At 62.6% G+C, this 17,498-nt stretch carries 22 protein-coding genes, 1 other RNA gene and 1 pseudogene; 10 read left to right on the forward strand and 14 right to left on the reverse strand.

Annotated features, from left to right (window positions below; translation table 11 throughout):
* On the reverse strand, positions 1 to 205 hold a 205-nt coding region (locus A3AU_RS1000000140115), incomplete at its 3' end, for a hypothetical protein (RefSeq protein WP_032917242.1).
* A gap of 84 nt (positions 206 to 289) precedes the next feature.
* On the reverse strand, positions 290 to 919 hold the full coding sequence (locus A3AU_RS0111755; protein WP_027052995.1) for a TetR/AcrR family transcriptional regulator: 630 nt from the start codon (positions 917 to 919) through the stop codon (positions 290 to 292).
* A gap of 124 nt (positions 920 to 1,043) precedes the next feature.
* On the opposite strand from A3AU_RS0111755, the gene A3AU_RS0111760 reads away from it, so the two are divergent.
* A complete protein-coding gene (locus A3AU_RS0111760) occupies positions 1,044 to 1,871 on the forward strand; it encodes an NAD(P)H-binding protein (RefSeq protein WP_027052996.1) in 828 nt (275 codons plus the stop codon).
* Between the two features lies 1 nt (position 1,872).
* Positions 1,873 to 2,352 carry an anthrone oxygenase family protein gene (locus A3AU_RS0111765; protein WP_027052997.1) on the forward strand — a complete coding sequence of 160 codons (480 nt, stop codon included), beginning with the start codon at positions 1,873 to 1,875 and terminating at the stop codon, positions 2,350 to 2,352.
* Between the two features lie 34 nt (positions 2,353 to 2,386).
* Here the strand turns inward: A3AU_RS0111765 and A3AU_RS0111770 are convergent, their stop codons facing one another.
* The 3 genes from A3AU_RS0111770 to A3AU_RS0111780 form a co-directional block, all read right to left on the reverse strand.
* Entirely contained in the window at positions 2,387 to 2,698 is a 312-nt protein-coding gene (locus A3AU_RS0111770; protein WP_272481088.1) for an Rdx family protein, read from the reverse strand.
* 17 nt (positions 2,699 to 2,715) lie between these two features.
* Positions 2,716 to 3,465: a YebC/PmpR family DNA-binding transcriptional regulator gene (locus A3AU_RS0111775; protein ID WP_027052999.1), complete on the reverse strand. Its 750-nt coding sequence runs from the start codon at positions 3,463 to 3,465 to the stop codon at positions 2,716 to 2,718.
* 203 nt (positions 3,466 to 3,668) lie between these two features.
* Positions 3,669 to 3,992 carry an ArsR/SmtB family transcription factor gene (locus A3AU_RS0111780; RefSeq protein WP_027053000.1) on the reverse strand — a complete coding sequence of 108 codons (324 nt, stop codon included), beginning with the start codon at positions 3,990 to 3,992 and terminating at the stop codon, positions 3,669 to 3,671.
* 51 nt (positions 3,993 to 4,043) lie between these two features.
* Here A3AU_RS0111780 and A3AU_RS0111785 point away from each other — a divergent pair, with 51 nt between their 5' ends.
* From A3AU_RS0111785 to A3AU_RS1000000136830, 3 genes and pseudogenes are all read left to right on the forward strand, one after another.
* The gene (locus tag A3AU_RS0111785; protein WP_027053001.1) at positions 4,044 to 4,526 is read left to right on the forward strand and encodes an SRPBCC domain-containing protein; all 483 of its coding nucleotides are present in this window, start codon (positions 4,044 to 4,046) and stop codon (positions 4,524 to 4,526) included.
* A 17-nt stretch (positions 4,527 to 4,543) separates the two neighbouring features.
* Complete coding sequence (locus tag A3AU_RS0111790; protein WP_027053002.1) at positions 4,544 to 4,936, forward strand: VOC family protein; 393 nt, start codon at positions 4,544 to 4,546, stop codon at positions 4,934 to 4,936.
* Between the two features lie 61 nt (positions 4,937 to 4,997).
* Positions 4,998 to 5,365, forward strand: a pseudogene (locus A3AU_RS1000000136830) (VOC family protein).
* A gap of 24 nt (positions 5,366 to 5,389) precedes the next feature.
* Here A3AU_RS1000000136830 and A3AU_RS0111800 read toward each other — a convergent pair.
* The 5 genes from A3AU_RS0111800 to A3AU_RS0111815 all read right to left on the reverse strand — a co-directional run bounded on the left by A3AU_RS0111800 (position 5,390) and on the right by A3AU_RS0111815 (position 8,406).
* Complete coding sequence (locus A3AU_RS0111800) at positions 5,390 to 6,157, reverse strand: TerC family protein (RefSeq protein WP_027053003.1); 768 nt, start codon at positions 6,155 to 6,157, stop codon at positions 5,390 to 5,392.
* A 68-nt stretch (positions 6,158 to 6,225) separates the two neighbouring features.
* Positions 6,226 to 7,050, reverse strand: coding sequence for a TIGR00282 family metallophosphoesterase (locus A3AU_RS0111805; RefSeq protein ID WP_027053004.1), 825 nt, complete (start codon positions 7,048 to 7,050; stop codon positions 6,226 to 6,228).
* Between the two features lie 64 nt (positions 7,051 to 7,114).
* Positions 7,115 to 7,702 carry a 5-formyltetrahydrofolate cyclo-ligase gene (locus A3AU_RS0111810; protein WP_027053005.1) on the reverse strand — a complete coding sequence of 196 codons (588 nt, stop codon included), beginning with the start codon at positions 7,700 to 7,702 and terminating at the stop codon, positions 7,115 to 7,117.
* A 97-nt stretch (positions 7,703 to 7,799) separates the two neighbouring features.
* Positions 7,800 to 7,955, reverse strand: a non-coding RNA gene (gene ssrS / locus A3AU_RS1000000137790) — 6S RNA.
* A 25-nt stretch (positions 7,956 to 7,980) separates the two neighbouring features.
* Positions 7,981 to 8,406: a DUF4345 domain-containing protein gene (locus tag A3AU_RS0111815; RefSeq protein WP_027053006.1), complete on the reverse strand. Its 426-nt coding sequence runs from the start codon at positions 8,404 to 8,406 to the stop codon at positions 7,981 to 7,983.
* Positions 8,407 to 8,552: 146 nt separating this feature from the next.
* Between A3AU_RS0111815 and A3AU_RS0111820 the strand changes: the two genes are divergently transcribed.
* The 5 genes from A3AU_RS0111820 to msrB all read left to right on the forward strand — a co-directional run bounded on the left by A3AU_RS0111820 (position 8,553) and on the right by msrB (position 12,461).
* Positions 8,553 to 9,392: an AAA family ATPase gene (locus A3AU_RS0111820; protein WP_027053007.1), complete on the forward strand. Its 840-nt coding sequence runs from the start codon at positions 8,553 to 8,555 to the stop codon at positions 9,390 to 9,392.
* A gap of 91 nt (positions 9,393 to 9,483) precedes the next feature.
* The gene (locus A3AU_RS0111825) at positions 9,484 to 9,930 is read left to right on the forward strand and encodes a GNAT family N-acetyltransferase (protein WP_027053008.1); all 447 of its coding nucleotides are present in this window, start codon (positions 9,484 to 9,486) and stop codon (positions 9,928 to 9,930) included.
* Between the two features lie 8 nt (positions 9,931 to 9,938).
* Positions 9,939 to 11,129, forward strand: a complete 1,191-nt coding sequence (locus tag A3AU_RS0111830) for a vWA domain-containing protein (RefSeq protein WP_027053009.1) — start codon at positions 9,939 to 9,941, stop codon at positions 11,127 to 11,129.
* A gap of 18 nt (positions 11,130 to 11,147) precedes the next feature.
* On the forward strand, positions 11,148 to 11,945 hold the full coding sequence (locus A3AU_RS0111835) for an MBL fold metallo-hydrolase (protein ID WP_027053010.1): 798 nt from the start codon (positions 11,148 to 11,150) through the stop codon (positions 11,943 to 11,945).
* Between the two features lie 111 nt (positions 11,946 to 12,056).
* The gene (gene msrB / locus A3AU_RS0111840; protein WP_027053011.1) at positions 12,057 to 12,461 is read left to right on the forward strand and encodes a peptide-methionine (R)-S-oxide reductase MsrB; all 405 of its coding nucleotides are present in this window, start codon (positions 12,057 to 12,059) and stop codon (positions 12,459 to 12,461) included.
* A gap of 60 nt (positions 12,462 to 12,521) precedes the next feature.
* Here msrB and A3AU_RS0111845 read toward each other — a convergent pair whose 3' ends face one another.
* The 4 genes from A3AU_RS0111845 to pyc all read right to left on the reverse strand — a co-directional run bounded on the left by A3AU_RS0111845 (position 12,522) and on the right by pyc (position 17,242).
* Positions 12,522 to 12,821 (reverse strand): hypothetical protein, encoded by a 300-nt coding sequence (locus A3AU_RS0111845; protein WP_027053012.1) that lies wholly within the window; start codon positions 12,819 to 12,821, stop codon positions 12,522 to 12,524.
* Positions 12,822 to 13,262 (reverse strand): hypothetical protein, encoded by a 441-nt coding sequence (locus A3AU_RS0111850; RefSeq protein WP_027053013.1) that lies wholly within the window; start codon positions 13,260 to 13,262, stop codon positions 12,822 to 12,824.
* Between the two features lie 101 nt (positions 13,263 to 13,363).
* Positions 13,364 to 13,624: a DUF2312 domain-containing protein gene (locus tag A3AU_RS0111855; protein ID WP_027053014.1), complete on the reverse strand. Its 261-nt coding sequence runs from the start codon at positions 13,622 to 13,624 to the stop codon at positions 13,364 to 13,366.
* A gap of 159 nt (positions 13,625 to 13,783) precedes the next feature.
* Entirely contained in the window at positions 13,784 to 17,242 is a 3,459-nt protein-coding gene (pyc, locus tag A3AU_RS0111860) for a pyruvate carboxylase (protein ID WP_027053015.1), read from the reverse strand.
* Positions 17,243 to 17,498: the final 256 nt, after the last annotated feature.

Raw genomic sequence — 17,498 nt, forward strand, 5'->3', positions numbered from 1 at the left:
GTTCGACTATGCAACGGACGATCTTGTCCGCCGCGTCCAGCAGACCGGGGTTGTCAGCCTCCTCGGATGCGCCTTCAAGCTTGGCAAGGCATTTGCCAGGAAGGTCGTCGCCTTCCGGCCAACCGCAACAGACGGCGTCTTCGATGCTTTCTTCCGACACCAGAAAATAGAAACAATCGACCTCAATGCTCTCAAGCGATAACATCAAAAACTGTTCGCGATGTCTCCGAACACCTGTTCGCGATGTCTCCGGTCCAAACACACCCTTGTGGGGAAGAGGGTGAACATTTTACTCAGCCAGTAGCTCCCGGAGCGCCATGCGCTTGTAGGCGGCGACCAGCCTGTAGCCCTCCTGCCGCTCGACGGAGATCGCCAGCCGCACGGCGGCCTCGCCCATCTGCCAGACCAGAAATGCCGTCGTCTCCAGGGCGACGGGATCGGCGCCGGGACGCAAACGCTTCAGCACCGCTACGAGGAATTCGGCGTTGGCCCGGCTGTCGGCGAGCTCGAGCTGGCGCAGCGCCTTGTCGGCCTGCGTACCCGACCAGATGTCGCGCATCACCGGCTCGGCCAGAAACAGGCCGTAATAGATGTCGACCAACTCCGAGAAAGCCCGCCGCAGCCCTGCGGCGTCGCTGACACCCTTGAGCTCGGCAGAGATGCAGGCCTGGCTTTCGGCGGTGTAGCGCTCGGCCAACGCCCAGATGATCGCCCGCTTGTCGGGAAAGAACTGGTAGAGCGAGCCGATCGACACCCCTGCCCGTTCCGCGACCTCGCCCATGCGCATGGCGTCGCTGCCCTGTTCGGCGATCAGCGCCGAGGCAGCCGCCAGCATGCGCTCCACCCGCTCGCGGCTGCGCTGCTGAATTGGCGCCCGTCGTGGCGGGGCCATCTGCTCGTTGGCCGGGGTGCCTTCCATGAATGTCTCCAACAAACGCATTCGGCAAAATCGCCGGGGAGTAGCTTGACTCACAAAATACGAGGGTTTATCACGTTTAGCAAATGTGAGGATTATTCATATTTTTACACAGAGGAAGATAACCATGACCGACACCAAACCAATCCTGATCCTCGGCGGCACCGGCAAGACCGGCCGCCGTCTTGCCGAGCGGCTGACGTCGCGCGGCATTCCGGTAAGGATCGGCTCCCGTTCCGGCACGCCGCGTTTCGACTGGGACGCTCCCGCAAGCTGGGCTCCTGCACTCGAGGACGTCAGCGCGGTCTACATCAGCTACTATCCCGACATCGCGGTGCCGGGCGCCGCCGAAGTGATCGATGCCTTTGCTCGCCTTGCCGTGCGGCATGGCGTCCGGCGGCTGGTGCTCTTGTCGGGCCGCGGCGAGCACGAGGCGCAGCGCGCCGAAGAGATGCTGAAAGCTTCCGGGGCCGACTGGACGATCCTGCGCTGCGCCTGGTTCTCGCAGAATTTCAGCGAAGGCTTTCTCGTCGAGCCGCTGCTGGCTGGCGAGGTGGCGCTTCCGGTCGGGCCTGTCGGTGAACCCTTTGTCGATGTCGACGACATCGCAGACGCCGCCGAAGCCGTACTGACCCAGTCCGGCCATGTCGGCCAGCTCTATGAGCTCACCGGGCCGCGGCTGTTGAGCTTCGCCGACGCGGTCGGCGAAATTGCCAGGGCGACAGGACGAGACATCGGCTTCGTCCGAATTTCGCACGACGAGTTCACGGCCGCCGTCGCGTCGCATGACCTGCCGCCTGAATTCGCCTGGCTGCTCAACGAGCTGTTCACCCAGGTTCTCGACGGCCGCAACGAAAGCCTCGCCGACGGCGTCCAGCGCCTGCTTGGCCGTGCGCCGAAGGACTTCTCGACCTACGCAACCGAAACCGCCGCTGCCCGGATCTGGAGCAACTGACATGTTCACCAAACTGCTCCCCACCTTGATCTTCATCGCCGCGATCGGCTCCGGCGTCGTCGGCGGCGTGTTCTTCGCCTTTTCCAACTTTGTCATGCCGGCGCTTGCCAGGCTGCCCGTCCCAAGCGGCATCGCCGCGATGAATTCGATCAACATCACGGTGATCACGCCGACCTTCATGACGGCGCTGTTCGGCACCGGCCTGCTCTGTCTGGTGCTCATCGCCGCCGCCATCATCGGCTGGAGCCAGTCCGGCTCGTACTGGCTGCTGGCCGGCGCGGTGATCTACCTGATCGGCAACCCGATCGTGACCATGGTCTTCAACGTGCCGCTCAACGATGCGCTGGCCGTCGTCGACCCGGCCAGCGCCGAAGGCGCCGCCGTGTGGGCGAACCATCTGAGCCAATGGGTGATGTGGAATCACGTCCGCACCATCACCGCCATCGTGGCGATGGCTTGCTTCATCCTCGCATTGCTCTGAAAAATGGCCATTCGCAAATGCAAAAGACCTCGCTTTAGGCGGGGTCTTTCTGCGTGTGGCCTTTGCGATCGGAATGACCGAGATCGCGGTCCGGATCGATGACGTCGCGCACCAATTGCTTGAGCTTGGCCGCGTCCGGAAAGCCACCGTCGCGCTTGCGGTCCCAGACCAGCACGTCGTTGCAGGAGATGGTGAAGATGCCGCCGGTGCCAGGCACGAGCGTCACTTCGCCGAGATCGGTGGCGAAGGTGGAGAGCAGCTCCTGCGCCATCCAGCCGGCGCGCAGCAGCCACTGGCACTGCGTGCAATAGGTGATGCGGATGACGGGCAGTGGCTTGCCGCTCATGCCGGGCTGAGCTTCGCTCATGCCGCGCTGAGCTTGGCCAATGTCGCCTCATCGACTTCGAAGTTGGCGTAGACGCTCTGGACGTCGTCGTCATCCTCGAGCGTGGCGACCAGCTTCATCAGCGACTGCGCCCGTTCTTCATCGACCGGAACCGTGTTCTGCGGCTTCCAGATAAGCTTCACTGATTCCGCTTCGCCGAGCGAGGCCTCGAGCGCCTTCGATACCTCGCCCACATTCTCGAAGGCACAATAGATGGTGTGGCCTTCCTCATCGGTTTCGACATCGTCGGCGCCGGCTTCGATCGCCGCATCCATGACCTTGTCGGCGCTGCCGGCCGATGCCGGATAGTAGATCTCGCCGGCGCGATCCCACATGAAGGACACCGAGCCGGTTTCGCCCATCGCCCCGCCGGCCTTGGTGAAGGCGGCGCGCACATTCGACGCCGAGCGGTTGCGGTTGTCGGTCAGGGCTTCGACGATGACGGCGACGCCGCCCGGGCCGTAGCCTTCATAACGCACGGCCTCGTAGTTCTCGGCGTCGCCCATCGATGCCTTGTTGATGGCACGCTGGATGTTGTCCTTCGGCATCGACACAGCCTTGGCGTTCTGGATCGCCAGCCGCAGGCGTGGGTTCATCGACGGATCGGGCGTGCCGCTCTTGGCGGCGACGGTGATCTCGCGCGCCAGCTTGGAAAACATTTTCGACCGCACCGCGTCCTGGCGGCCCTTGCGGTGCATGATGTTCTTGAACTGTGAATGGCCAGCCATGGCACCCCTGTCGTGTTCGGCTAGAGCATTCCGCAACGAGATGCATCACCTCGCCTTTTGCAAAATGCCCGAATTCAAAATTTCAGAGCGTCCGAGTGCAACTCGCGGAAGCACGGCGTTCTCTGTCGGAATGGCCGGCTTATAGATAAATCGGCTCAATTCGTCCAGCCGCGCAACGTTCGTGGCGTAACCGGCGGCGGGCTCTACGCCTCCAGGTCCGACTTCAGCCGGTCGATGATGTTGAGCGCATGGCTGGCATACTGGCTGATCCAGCGGTCGTGGATCTGCTTGATCGGCAGGGAATTGAGATGGTTCCAGCGTTCGCGCCCATCACGGCGCGCCACGATCAGATCCGCTTCCTCCAGCACCTTGAGATGCAACATGACGGTGCAGCGATCGATGTCGGGAAAGGCATCGCACAGCATGCCGGTGGTCTTCGGCTCGTCCTTCAGCTGATCGAGCATTTCGCGCCGGCGCGGATGCGCCAGCGCCTTGAAAACATCGTCGTCTTGCGACTGGCTTGACATGTTATATTTCTATAACATATTGTTCGATCGATCAAGGAAGGAGCTGTGGATATGTCCCTCGGATTCAGGGTTTCCGGACGCATCGGCAGGCCGGTCGCCGAAGTCTTCGATGCCGTCGTCAATCCAAAGAAGCTCAGCGGCTATTTCACCACCATCGGCGGTGCCAGCGCGCCGCTGGTATCAGGTGTTGGCGTCGTCTGGTGGGGCAAAGTGCCGGTCGAGGTCGACGAAGTGATCAAGGACAGTCGCATCGTGCTGCGCTGGGATGCCACCGATGCCGACGGCAGGCCGGCCTACAAGACCCGCATCGAGATGAACTTCGAACCGCTGGACGATGGCGGCACATTCGTCACCATAGCCGAGAGCGGATGGCGGGAAGGCGCGGTCGGCTTGAAGAAATCCTACCTCAATTGCGAGGGCTGGTCGCAGATGCTGACCTGCATGAAGGCCTATGTCGAACACGGCATCAACCTGCGCGACGGCTATTACCGCAGCGAGATGAAGGGCGAACCCGCCAACGAGACCAACATCTGAGTGACGGAGGTAAAGCGATGAAGAAAGTGACGCCATTCCTGATGTTCGAGGGCAAGGCCGAGGAGGCAATGACCCTCTATTGCGAGACCATTCCCGACAGCGGCGTCCTTGACGTCACGCGTTACGGCCCCGGCAAAGACGGCCCGCAAGGAACAGTCAAGCTGGCGCATGTCTCCATCGCTGGCCTGGAAGTCATGGTCTACAACAGCCCCGTACACCATGCCTTCACGTTCACGCCGTCGGTCTCGCTGTATGTGGACTGTTCTTCCGAGGAGGAACTGAACCGCATTGTCGAGACGCTGGCAAAAGATGGCGGGTTCCTGATGCCGCCCGACAATTACGGCTTCAGCCGCCGCTTCGCGTGGCTAAACGACAGGTTCGGAGTCTCCTGGCAGCTCAACCTGGCATAGCGAGATGTCGGCCGAACCGGTCAACAACACCAATATCTGATCGCAGCGCAAGGAGACAGCAGTGACCGCAACGATCACCGGCGGCATCAACATCGCCATGAAGGTGCCGCCACACCAGTATCAGGCGACGATTGCATTCTATCGCGACCTCGTCGGCCTGAAGCCGTTCACGGCCAAGGCGCCGGCAATCGGCTTCGAACTCGGCCCCAACCGCTTGTGGATCGATGAGGCGCCGATGCTGAGCCAGGCCGAGGTCTGGTTGGAACTGTTTACCGACGATTTTTCCAAAGCCGCCACGCATTTCGCCGAGGCCGGTGTGGTGCGGTGCGGTGCGATGCCATCGAGCCATTGGGCGAAAACTTTCGAGGTGGCTGGATCACCAATCCCGCCGGCATCGTTCACATGCTGCGCGAACCCGACGCCTGGTGAGCGTAGAGCCCCGGCGAGCTAGCCTCAATGCCCGCCGTCTGATCCTGCCCTCTTGCGTCGCCGCGCCAGCATGTTGAGCCCCTCGACCAGCGCCGAGAACCCCATCGCCGCATAGATGTAGCCCTTGGGCACGTGGTAGCCCATGCCGTCGGCGATCAGCGTCATGCCGATCATCAGCAGGAAGCCCAGTGCCAGCATGACGATGCTTGGGTTCTTGGCGATGAAGTTGGCCAGCGGCCCGGCCGCCAGCATCATCACGGTGACGGCCACGATCACGGCGATGTACATGATGGCGATCTCGTCGGTCATGCCGACGGCGGTGATGATGGAATCGATCGAGAAGACCAGATCGAGCAGCAGGATCTGGAAGATCGCGCCGGCAAGGCTGATCTGCAGCGTCCCGCCCAGCATCGTGTCCTGATGGTCGTCGGGATCGACCGTGTGATGGATTTCCTTGGTCGCCTTCCACACCAGGAACAGGCCGCCGGCGATCAGAATCAGGTCGCGCCAGGAGAAGCCGTGGCCGAAGGCGGTGAACACCGGCGTCGTCAACTGGACGATGATCGAGATGGTGGCCAGCAGCACCAGCCGCATGACCAGCGCCGCCGAGATGCCGAGCCGGCGGGCGCGGGCGCGCTGCGCTTCCGGCAGCTTGTTGGTCAGGATCGAGATGAAGATCAGATTGTCGATGCCGAGCACGATCTCAAGCACCACCAGCGTCAGCAACGCGACCCAGGCCGTTGGATCAGAAACGAAATGAAAATGCGGCGCCAGGAATTCAATAAGCTGCATGGAGGTCGTCCCCTACGATCTAGAGCAGTGTCGCCGGCAATTAGGTACTGTGAACTCCTATATCAATGTCATGACCAGAAGGACGGAGCCGTTTCTTCCAATCGTGGCCCGCGACGAAACGGCGCGATCTTCTCGGTCAGTCCCGTACGGTCGGAAATATTGACGCCGACGCCGCACAATGTCGCCGGTCCGGTCGCCGCCTCGAAGCGCCCTTTCGGCACTTTCGACAGGAACCGGTTGAGCGGCTCTTCCTTGTCCATGCCGAGCGAGGAATCGTAGTCGCCGCACATGCCGGCATCCGACAGATAGCCGGTGCCGCCATTGAGGATCTGGTGGTCGGCGGTCGGCTGGTGGGTGTGGGTGCCGACGACGAGGCTGGCACGGCCATCGACGAAATGGGCGAAGCACATCTTTTCCGAGGTCGCCTCGGCGTGGAAGTCGATGACCACCGCATCGGCCTGCTCGCCGAGCGGGCAGGCGGCAAGCTCGCGTTCGCCGGCCTGGAATGGATCGTCGAGTTCGGGATGCATGAACACCCGGCCCATGATGTTGGCGACCAGCACGCGCGCGCCGCTCCTGGCGATATAGACGCCCGAGCCGCGCCCGGGCGTGCCCTTGGGGAAATTGGAGGGACGCAGGAAACGCTGTTCGCGCGGCGCGAAGGCGAGCGCGTCGCGCTGGTCCCAAACATGGTTGCCGGTGGTGACGACATCGGCGCCGGCAGCGATCGTCTCGCGAAAAATCTCTTCGGTAATGCCGAAGCCGCCGGCGGCGTTCTCGCCATTGACGATGACGAAGTCGAGTTTGAAGTCGGAGATCAGCCCAGGCAGTTGTTCCCACACCGCCGTGCGCCCTGTTTTTCCAACCATGTCACCGAGGAAAAGAAGTCTCATCTACGCCCGATCCCGAAAAGCTGCATGACTTTTCGGTTAAAGATCATGCGTCCCAAAGAACTATCTACAATTCTGGCGCGAAGCGGCGCAACCCGCTCTCTGTCAGTATTTCCGGGAGGACCACGTCGTGGGGTTCTTCCGGAACCCGAGGAACCTCCTGGCAATCGAAGGCGATGCCGACCAGCCGGGGCGCATGCCCCTTGTCGACGAGCTTCGCGATGGCGCGATCGTAATAGCCCGCGCCATAGCCGATCCGGTGGCCGCGGCTGTCGAAAGCGGCGAGCGGCACCAGCATGACCACGGGATCGAGTACCTCGGCCTCCGCATGGGGCCCGATCGTGCCAAAGCCCATATCCACCATCGGCGCGCCGCGCACCAGTTCGCGAAAGACGATCGTGGTCTTGTCGAGAATGGCCGGCAGGCAAAGCCTGGCGCCCTTTTCCCGCAAGGCAAACATCAGCGGCCGCACGTCGACTTCCGAACGCATCGGCCAGAAGCCCGATACGATCTGGCCCGGCTCGATCGCGAGATGATCGCGCGCCGTCTCGGCCATTTCGAGTGCCGCTTCGACCCGCCAGAACTCATCGAGTGCATCGCGGCGCCCGAGTGCCTCCAAGCGAAGCTGCTTTTTCAAAACTTTTGAGGATGTCATATCAGGACGATAGAAAAGGTCGGATACGGATGGGGTTTCAGGAGCGACGTTTTCTACCGCACCATCCACCGAAATGCGTGAATGCGGGAGCAATCAGTGACGATCCACACAACCGGTGGAGAGGTCGATCCCGGGTGCCTACAAAGTAGGTGGGCGCCGTGTGAGAAAACCCACGGGTCTTCCCAGGGACAGCTCCCTAAGGATCGTTAAGGCCCCGGGGAAAAGTGTCTCCTGCCGGGAAGCGCAGACCGTCTCCGTCAATATAGGCCGCTCCTCGATCAAGCGCCAGTGAGACGAGCATGGGGCGCGGCTTTATTCGCGACGCGCGCCTGCCACCACACCAGTGCCGGCACGACCAGCAACTCGACGCACAGTCCGGCGATGTGGCCCGCCGATGGCTCGCCGGCCGCCAGCAGCGAGAAAAGCCGTGCCAGACCGCCACAGAAGGTGCAGGCCGCAAGCAATCTGAACCGCTCCGTCTTTGCCTCGATGCCGGGAATGCAACTGTACCAGGCGAGGCCGACGGCCAGGAAAAACCCCGACAGGAAGCGCAAGTGGCTGTCGAGATCGACGGGCCACGGAGCTGGGACATGCAGGAATTCGGGGCCGGAGACGACGCCCGCAATGCCTGCCAGGACCGGTGTTGCCGCCAGCACCGCGACGACGATCTGCAGGGCCGCCTTGCCAGATGTCTGTTCATTCATGTTGCCACCCTTCGGCCCGCCGAGCGGCCTTGCGATAGAAACGGATGCCGCCGCCACGGGTTTCAAGCCCATTCGTCGCAGCCGGCGCACCCTTGCACAGCTTGGACCTCATCCTTACGGTCGCGATGAACAGCGAAGGAAAAGAAATGCGTTTCGAAGGCACGGCGGCCTATGTCGCCGACAAGGATCTGATGGTGGCGGTCAACGCGGCGATCGCGCTGGAGCGGCCCTTGCTGGTCAAGGGCGAGCCCGGCACCGGCAAGACCGAGCTTGCCCGCCAGGTTGCATCGGCGCTCGGCCTCGACCTGATCGAATGGCACGTCAAATCAACCACTAGGGCGCAACAGGGCCTCTACGAGTATGACGCCGTCTCGCGGCTGCGCGACAGCCAGCTCGGCGATATCAGGTTCAACGACATCAAGAACTACATCAAGCGCGGCAAGCTCTGGGAGGCGTTCGCGGCTGGCAAGAAGGCCGTGCTTTTGATCGACGAGATCGACAAGGCCGACATCGAATTCCCCAACGACCTGCTGCAGGAACTCGATCGGATGGAGTTCTTCGTCTACGAGACCGGCGAGACCATCCGCGCTGCTATCAGGCCGATTGTCATCATCACCTCCAACAACGAGAAGGAACTGCCTGACGCCTTCCTGCGCCGCTGCTTCTTCCACTACATCCGCTTTCCCGACGTCGGCACGCTGCACAGGATTGTCGACGTCCACTATCCCGGCATCAAGCAGAATTTGGTGCGCGCGGCCCTTACCCAATTCTACGAAATCCGCGACGTGCCGGGCCTGAAGAAGAAGCCATCGACTTCCGAAGCGCTCGACTGGATCCGCCTGCTGGTCGCCGACGACATCGCGCCCGAGGATTTGCGCGCCGACCCCAAGAACGCGCTGCCCAAGCTGCATGGCGCGCTGCTGAAGAACGAACAGGACGTGCATTTGTTCGAGCGGCTGGCCTTCATGGCCAGAAGGCAGCAATAGGCAGGCAGCCGTAGCGCTTTCCTCGGCTGTGGACCGTTGCTGCCGGTCGGCCGGAAAGGCAGCTTCTGCCCAGAACATTCGGAGGAATGAAATGTCTGAGATTGTTGTCCGCCCACTCGCGCAGTCCGACCACGCCGACTGGAAGCGACTGTGGACCGACTACCTCACCTTCTACGAGACCAAGCTGCCGGAAGAGGTCTATGCCATCACCTGGAAGCGGCTGTTCACGACAGGTGAATTCGAGCCGAAGGGTTTTATCGCCACCCTCGACGGCAAGGCTGTCGGCCTCACCCACTATTTGTACCACCGCTCAGGCTGGTCGGAGAAAAACAACTGCTACCTGCAGGACCTGTTCGCCGACCCGGACGTGCGCGGCAAGGGCATCGGCGCCGCGCTGATCAAGGCGGTGAAGGACACGGCTGAAAAAATCGGCGTCAAGAACGTCTACTGGATGACGCACGAGACCAACACCACCGCACGCAAGCTCTACGACCATGTGGCGCGCCGCACCGGCTTCATTGAGTATGATCTGCTGTAGATAGAACGATGTTCATCCCCTTCTTCCTCGAACTGAAGGCAGCGCGTGTTCCCGTTTCGCTCAGGGAATATCTGTCGCTGCTGGAGGGGTTGGAAGCCGGGCTGGTCGATTACGACGTCGAGGGTTTTTATTACCTCGCCCGCGCGGCACTGGTGAAGGACGAGCGCCATATCGACCGCTTCGACCAGGTGTTCGCGCATGTCTTCAAAGGCATTGAAGCGCTGGGCGGACCGGATGGGGTCGACGTCGCCAATATTCCCGAGGAATGGCTGCGCCGACTCGCCGAAAAGCACCTGACGGAAGAAGAGAAGAAACTGGTCGAGGCGCTGGGCGGCTTCGAGAAGCTGATGGAGACGTTGAAGCAGCGGCTCGAGGAGCAGAAGGGGCGTCATCAGGGCGGCTCGAAATGGATCGGCACCGGCGGCACTTCGCCTTTCGGCGCCTATGGCTACAATCCCGAAGGCGTACGCATTGGCCAGCATGAAAGCCGCAACCGCCGCGCCGTGAAAGTCTGGGACAAGCGTGAGTTCAGGAATTTCGACGATGCGGTCGAACTCGGCACCCGCAACATCAAGATCGCGCTGAAGCGCTTGCGCCGCTGGGTGCGCGAGGGCGCGGAGGAAGAATTCGACCTGCCCGGCACCATCCATGCCACCGCCGAGCATGGCTATCTCGACGTGCGGACGCGGCCTGAACGGCGCAACGCCGTGAAGCTTTTGATGTTCTTCGATGTCGGCGGCTCGATGGACGACCACATCAAGAGCGTCGAGGAGCTGTTCTCGGCCGCCCGCGCCGAATTCCGGCAGCTTGAATATTTCTACTTCCACAACTGCCTCTACGAGGGCGTGTGGAAGGACAATCGCCGCCGCCATGCGGAGGTGATCCCGACATCGGACCTCCTCCACAAATACGGGCCCGACTACAAGGCGATCGTCGTCGGCGACGCCTCGATGAGCCCTTACGAGATCGCCCACCCCGGCGGCTCGGTCGAACACTGGAACCCGGAGGCCGGCGCCGTCTGGCTCGGCCGTCTGCTGCAGCAATGGCCGAACGCGGTATGGCTCAACCCCGAGAGCGAAAAGAACTGGGGTTACACCCATTCCATCGCCATGATCCGCGACATCTTCGGCGGCCGCATGTTTCCCCTGACGCTGGCCGGCCTGGAAGGCGCGACGAAGCAGCTTTCAAGGAAACACTGAGCAATTTCCGGAGCCATCATGACCTGTTTCCTCTGCCTGCAATGCGGTGTCCAGTTCGCCGCATCGGAGACGCCGCCGCAACGCTGTCTGATCTGCGAGGATGAGCGGCAGTTCGTGCGCTGGGAGGGGCAGGCGTGGATCACACCGCAAGACCTTGCGGCCGGACATAGGCTGGTGATGAGGGACGATGCCGGTGTGCTCGGCTTCGGCATCGAGCCACGCCTGGCCATCGGCCAGCGAGCGCAACTGGTGCAGACGCCTTATGGCAATGTGCTGTGGGATTGCATCCCGATGGTGAGCGACGAGGCTGTGGCCGAGATCGTCAGGCGCGGCGGCCTGGCGGCCATCGCCATCTCGCACTGCCACTTCTACTCGGCAATGGCCGAATGGAGCGACGCTTTCGGCGGCGTGCCGATCTATCTCCATGCCGACGACCGGCAGTGGATCATGCGGCCACATCCCTCGATCGTCAGCTGGCAAGGCGAGACGCTGACAATCAACCCCTCGCTGACCCTCATCCGCTGCGGCGGCCATTTTGCCGGCAGCCAGGTGCTGCATTGGCGGCGCGAAGGCGGCAACGCCCTGTTGACCGGCGACACCGTGCAGGTCACGCCGACCCGAAGGCATGTCAGCTTCATGTACAGCTATCCGAACCAGATTCCGCTCAATGCAACGGCCGTGCGCCGCATCGCGGCGGCGCTTGAACCATTCGACTTCGACGATGTCCGCGGCGCATGGTGGGATCTGAACATCATCGGCGGCGGAAAGGAATCAGTCGCCACTTCAGTTGCCCGCTATCTCGCGGCGATCGCCTGAGGAATCCCAGGCGGCCCGAGCGAAAATATGGGCAAATCCGTAACAAACGCCTATGTTGGAGCGAATATGAGGTTGCAACTAATAACGAGCCGCCAAGGCTGAGGAGATCAAATGGACACCCACACCTACCCTGTCACCCGCACCGATGCCGAATGGCGCGCCCGGCTGACGCCGGAGCAGTATGCGGTCATGCGCGGCCATGGCACCGAGCGGCCGGGAAGCTGCGCCCTGCTTTATGAAAAGCGCGCCGGCACATTTTCCTGCGTCGGTTGCGACCAGCCGCTGTTCGAATCGAAGCTGAAGTTCGAGAGCGGCACCGGCTGGCCGAGCTTCAACGACCCGGTGCCCGGCTCTGTCGAGAACACCATCGACCGCAGCTACGGCATGGTCCGCACCGAATGCCACTGCGCCCGCTGCGGCAGCCACCTCGGCCATGTCTTCGAGGACGGCCCTCCGCCGACCGGCCTGCGCTATTGCATCAACGGCGTGGCGCTGAAATTCGATCCGGCCGCGTGACCGGTATCGGATGGCTTTCTGCAAAGGGCGGCTTCGGCCGCCCTTTTTCGCATACGAACCTCAGACCACCACCGTGGCGATGAGCCAGAGCGCCGAGCCCAGCATCATCAATGAAGCCTTGGCGCCGTCGGATTTCTCAGCCGTTCGCCAGACCGCGACAATGAGAAAGACATTGTAGGGCACCGGTGCGAAATGCACCGCCAGCACGAGGCCGAGCGGCAGCTTCGAACCAAGCAGGACGAGTGCAGCCGCGGACGAAGCAACGTTGATCCCGGTCCCGACCAGGATCATATCGCGCCAGAACAGCCGGTCGAGCGGCGCCCGGCCAAGCCAACGAAGGCGGAAGAAATCCGCGAACACTCAATCCTGCCCCAGCACGTCGGCAACCGCTCGCTCGACACGCGAGCATTCGCTCACCAGCCAGTCGGTCATGGCAGGCCAATTGTCCTCGGCATAGCAGTTCACCCGCCACATTGAATTGATGCCGAGGCCCTCGCAGCTTTGCTCCGGCCTGAGCTTCAGCCTGTCTTCGATCGCCGGTTGGAAGGGCTTCAGCCGCGACCAGCTGTCCGTGGCGCCGAACTTCTCATTGCGGCCGAAGAAGACGCCGACATGGTTCTGCGCCGGCGCCACATACATGGAAAGGACCAGCGCGAAGTCGGGCAGCCCGCGCTGCCAGAACCAGGGCCCACGCCGCGCCAGCCGGGCTCTTTCTTCCGGATGCCGTTCAGCGAACAGCGACCAGAAGCCGCGATGGCGAAATTCCGAGGCGCGGCGGCCGCCGAAGTCGAATTCGCTCATGGTTCGATGCCGCTCCCAGCATCACCCGTCAGGGGCTGTTTCGAAATTCGCTCTGGCGAACCCTATGATGGTGGCCGTCAGAATGGAATTTCAGACAGTCTCTACTCCATTCCGAGTGCGGCCATGTACAGGTCGAGGATGGCATCCTCTTCCTGGCGCTCGGCCTGGTCCTTCTTGCGCAGGCGGATGATGGTGCGGATCGCCTTGGTGTCGAAGCCGGTGCCCTTGGCCTCGGCGAACACTTCCTTGATGTCGTCGGCGATCGTCTTCTTCTCTTCCTCGAGCCGCTCGATGCGTTCGATCAGGGCACGCAGCTGGCCGGCGGCAACAGTCTGGCTGGTCTCGGTGATATCGTCGGCCATGTTTTTCTCCAATTGGCTCCGCGCCACGACTCGGGGAAAGACCGCGGCGAATTTGAGCCGGTTCGATGCCCGACCGGCGGCGGCGGGTCAAGCTGTTATCGAACAGCTCGCCAAGGGCTGCCGACAGAAGCCGACAGCCTGTCCGCTCCTTGCGGGCTCTCAGTTGAAGGCGATCAGCAGATCCTTGGCATCGATCTGGTCGCCGGCCTTGACCAGCACCTCGGCGACGGTGCCGTCACGCTCGGCATGCAGCGCCGTCTCCATCTTCATCGCTTCGATGGAGAGCAGCACGTCGCCGGCCTTCACCGCCTGGCCGGCCGCCACCGAAAGTGCCGAGACCACGCCCGGCATCGGCGCGCCGACATGCGCCTCGTTGCCGGGCTCGGCCTTGCGGCGCGCCTTGGCGGCGGAGGCGCCATGCGCCCGGTCCGGCACCTTGACGCGCCGCGGCTGGCCGTTGAGCTCGAAGAACACGGTGACCATGCCCTTGTCGTCGACATCGCCGATGGCCAGGCACCGCACCACCAGTGTCTTGCCCTTCTCGATGTCGACGAAGATTTCGTCTTCCGACTTCATGCCGTAGAAATAGGTCGGCGTCGGCAGCACGCTGACCGGGCCGTAGGTCTCCTGCGCGCCTGCAAAGTCGGTAAACACTTTCGGATACATCAGCCAGGAGGCGAATTCGTATTCCGAGAGCTTGCGCTCCAGCTTCTCCTCGATCTCCTTGCGGCTGGCCTTGAGATCGGAGGGCTTGAGCAGCGAGCCGGGCCGCGCCGTGATCGGCTTGTCGCCCTTCAGCGCCTTCTTCTGCAGCGCCGCCGGCCAGCCGCCGGGGGATTGTCCGAGATCGCCGCGCAGCATCGAGACCACAGAGTCCGGGAAGGCGATGTCCCTGGCCGGGTTCTCTACATCGGCGACGGTCAGGTCCTGGCTCACCATCATCAGCGCCATGTCGCCGACGACCTTGGACGACGGCGTCACCTTGACGATGTCGCCGAACATCAGGTTGACGTCATGATAGGTCTGCGCCACCTCGTGCCAGCGCGTCTCCAGCCCGAGCGAACGCGCCTGCTCCTTGAGGTTGGTGAACTGCCCGCCCGGCATCTCGTGCAGGTAGACCTCCGAGGCCGGCCCCTTCAAGTCGCTTTCGAAGGCGGCGTACTGGTTGCGCACCGCCTCCCAGTAGAACGAGATCTTGCGGATCCATTGCGGGTCGAGGCCCGGGTCGCGTTCGGTGCCCTTCAGCGCTTCGACGATCGAGCCGAGGCAAGGCTGCGACGTGTTGCCGGAAAAGGCATCCATCGCCGCGTCGATGGCGTCGACGCCGCTCTCCACCGCCGCCAGCACGGTCGCCGCCGACAGGCCCGACGTGTCGTGGGTATGGAAATGGATCGGCAGGTCGGTCGCCTCGCGCAGCGCCTTGAACAGTACGCGGGCGGCGGCCGGCTTCAGGAGGCCGGCCATATCCTTGACGGCAATGATGTGGGCGCCGGCAGCCTGCAATTCGCTGGCAAGACCGACATAATATTTCAGGTCGTACTTGGCGCGTGCTGGATCGAGAATGTCGCCAGTGTAGCACATCGCCGCTTCGATCAGCTTGCCCTCGGCGCCGACGGCGTCCATGGCGACGCGCATGTTCTCGACCCAGTTCAGGCAGTCGAAAACCCGGAACAGATCGATGCCGCCGCTCGCTGCCTGCTTGACGAAATGCTGCACGACATTGTCGGGATAGTTGGTGTAGCCGACGCCGTTGGCGCCACGCAGCAGCATTTGCAACAACAGATTAGGCGCCGCCTCGCGCACTTTGGCCAGCCGCTCCCACGGGTCCTCGGTGAGGAAGCGCATGGCGACGTCGAAGGTCGCGCCGCCCCAGCATTCCAGCGACAGTAGCTGCGGCAGGGCGCGCGCATAGGTGCCGGCGATATTGGCGATGTCGTGCGTGCGCATGCGCGTGGCGAGCAGCGACTGGTGGCCGTCGCGCATCGTCGTGTCGGTGACCAGCACTTCCTTCTGCTCGCGCATCCAGCCGGCAAATTTCTCCGGGCCGAGCACGTCGAGCTTCTGCTTGCTGCCGCCCGGTACATTGCCGTTGAGGTAAGGCACCACGGGAGCAGCCGCATCGGCCTTCGGCATCGGCCGGCCGCGCGTCTCGGGATGGCCGTTGACACTGACGTCGGCCAGATAGTTGATGAGCTTGGTGGCGCGATCCTGGCGCTTGACCTGCTGGAACAGCTCCGGCGTCGTGTCGATGAACTTCGTCGTATAGGAATTGTCGGCGAAGCTCGGGTGGTTGATGATCGCTTCGAGGAAGGTGAGGTTGGTGGCGACGCCGCGGATGCGGAATTCGCGCAGCGCGCGGTTCATGCGGGCGATAGTCTCGGCCGGCGTCGGCGCCCACGCCGTCACCTTCTCCAGCAGCGGATCGTAGAAGCGGGTAATGACCGCGCCGGAATAGGCAGTGCCGCCGTCCAGCCGGATGCCGAAGCCGGTGGCGCCGCGATAGGCGGTGATACGGCCATAGTCCGGGATGAAATTGTGCTCTGGATCCTCGGTGGTGATGCGGCACTGCAAGGCGTGGCCGTTCAGCCTGATATCCTTCTGCGCCGGCACGCCCGACTCCGGCGTGCCGATGGCGAAGCCGTCAAGGATGTGGATCTGCGCCTTGACGATATCGATGCCGGTCACCTGCTCGGTGACGGTGTGCTCGACCTGGATGCGCGGGTTGACCTCGATGAAATAGAATTTACCGGTATCGGCATCCTGCAGGAACTCGACCGTGCCGGCACCGATATAACTGGTCTCGCGCGCGATCTTCAGCGCGTAACCGCAAAGCTCCTCGCGCTGTGACATTTCGAGATAGGGTGCCGGCGCCCGCTCGACGACCTTCTGGTTGCGGCGCTGGATCGAGCAGTCGCGCTCGAACAGATGCACGACATTGCCGTGCGTGTCACCAAGCACCTGCACCTCGACATGGCGGGCGCGCTCGATCAGCTTTTCGAGATAGACCTCGTCCTTGCCGAAAGCGGCTTTCGCCTCGCGCTTGCCTTCGGTGACCTCACGGGCGAGGTCGGCCTCTGCACGGATGGCGCGCATACCGCGTCCACCGCCGCCCCAAGACGCCTTCAGCATCACGGGATAGCCGATCTCCTTGGCCAGCTTCTTGACCGCCTCCATGTCGTCCGGCAACGGATCGGTGGCGGGAATGACAGGCACTCCGACCTCGATGGCCAGGTTGCGCGCCGCGACCTTGTTGCCGAGACGGCGCATCGTGTCCGGCTTCGGGCCGATGAAGGTGATGCCGGCTTGCGCACAGGCGTCGGCGAATTCGGGGCTTTCCGACAGAAGCCCGTAGCCGGGGTGGATGGCATCGGCGCCCGAAAGCCTTGCAACGCGGATCACCTCCTCGATCGACAGATAACTCTCGATCGGTCCCATGTCCTTGCCGAGATGCGGGCCGCGCCCGACCTGATAGCTTTCGTCGGCCTTGAAGCGGTGCAGCGAATACTTGTCCTCCTCGGCCCAGATCGCCACGGTTTTGAGGCCCAGCTCGTTGGCCGCGCGGAAGACGCGGATGGCGATTTCTGACCGGTTGGCAACGAGTATCTTCGTGATGGCCAAGGATTGGGCTCCAGCAGCGGAAGGGACGGGAAATCGGTGCAATGATTAGCGTGAAAATGCTGCAGTGCAAACAAAATCAGCGCCGATTTAAACCGATTTAAATCAATTATCCGGCCAACACTCGCATGCTTCGGTCCGAACGGACGGAACAAGGGCGACAATTTCGATCCTGGATGCGCTCTGCCCGTGCTGACAAGAGCTCACAAGCAACGTCATCGGCCGCCGGAGCGCGCCAAAGAAAATGCCCGGCGCGAAG

This window comes from Mesorhizobium erdmanii USDA 3471, from assembly GCF_000472705.1.
Lineage (GTDB): Bacteria > Pseudomonadota > Alphaproteobacteria > Rhizobiales > Rhizobiaceae > Mesorhizobium > Mesorhizobium erdmanii.

Bases quoted from the DNA above. Each gene is read 5' to 3' on its own strand.
- A3AU_RS0111815 (WP_027053006.1), bottom strand. From the start codon at position 8,406: ATGAATGAACAGACATCTGGCAAGGCGGCCCTGCAGATCGTCGTCGCG.
- A3AU_RS0111775 (WP_027052999.1), bottom strand. From the start codon at position 3,465: ATGGCTGGCCATTCACAGTTCAAGAACATCATGCACCGCAAGGGCCGC.
- A3AU_RS0111835 (WP_027053010.1), top strand. From the start codon at position 11,148: ATGACCTGTTTCCTCTGCCTGCAATGCGGTGTCCAGTTCGCCGCATCG.
- A3AU_RS0111765 (WP_027052997.1), top strand. From the start codon at position 1,873: ATGTTCACCAAACTGCTCCCCACCTTGATCTTCATCGCCGCGATCGGC.
- A3AU_RS0111855 (WP_027053014.1), bottom strand. From the start codon at position 13,624: ATGGCCGACGATATCACCGAGACCAGCCAGACTGTTGCCGCCGGCCAG.
- A3AU_RS0111785 (WP_027053001.1), top strand. From the start codon at position 4,044: ATGTCCCTCGGATTCAGGGTTTCCGGACGCATCGGCAGGCCGGTCGCC.
- msrB (WP_027053011.1), top strand. From the start codon at position 12,057: ATGGACACCCACACCTACCCTGTCACCCGCACCGATGCCGAATGGCGC.
- A3AU_RS0111780 (WP_027053000.1), bottom strand. From the start codon at position 3,992: ATGTCAAGCCAGTCGCAAGACGACGATGTTTTCAAGGCGCTGGCGCAT.
- A3AU_RS0111820 (WP_027053007.1), top strand. From the start codon at position 8,553: ATGCGTTTCGAAGGCACGGCGGCCTATGTCGCCGACAAGGATCTGATG.
- A3AU_RS0111770 (WP_272481088.1), bottom strand. From the start codon at position 2,698: ATGAGCGGCAAGCCACTGCCCGTCATCCGCATCACCTATTGCACGCAG.
- A3AU_RS0111850 (WP_027053013.1), bottom strand. From the start codon at position 13,262: ATGAGCGAATTCGACTTCGGCGGCCGCCGCGCCTCGGAATTTCGCCAT.
- A3AU_RS0111790 (WP_027053002.1), top strand. From the start codon at position 4,544: ATGAAGAAAGTGACGCCATTCCTGATGTTCGAGGGCAAGGCCGAGGAG.
- A3AU_RS0111810 (WP_027053005.1), bottom strand. From the start codon at position 7,702: ATGACATCCTCAAAAGTTTTGAAAAAGCAGCTTCGCTTGGAGGCACTC.
- A3AU_RS0111760 (WP_027052996.1), top strand. From the start codon at position 1,044: ATGACCGACACCAAACCAATCCTGATCCTCGGCGGCACCGGCAAGACC.
- A3AU_RS0111825 (WP_027053008.1), top strand. From the start codon at position 9,484: ATGTCTGAGATTGTTGTCCGCCCACTCGCGCAGTCCGACCACGCCGAC.
- A3AU_RS0111800 (WP_027053003.1), bottom strand. From the start codon at position 6,157: ATGCAGCTTATTGAATTCCTGGCGCCGCATTTTCATTTCGTTTCTGAT.
- A3AU_RS0111805 (WP_027053004.1), bottom strand. From the start codon at position 7,050: ATGAGACTTCTTTTCCTCGGTGACATGGTTGGAAAAACAGGGCGCACG.
- A3AU_RS0111755 (WP_027052995.1), bottom strand. From the start codon at position 919: ATGGAAGGCACCCCGGCCAACGAGCAGATGGCCCCGCCACGACGGGCG.
- A3AU_RS0111830 (WP_027053009.1), top strand. From the start codon at position 9,939: ATGTTCATCCCCTTCTTCCTCGAACTGAAGGCAGCGCGTGTTCCCGTT.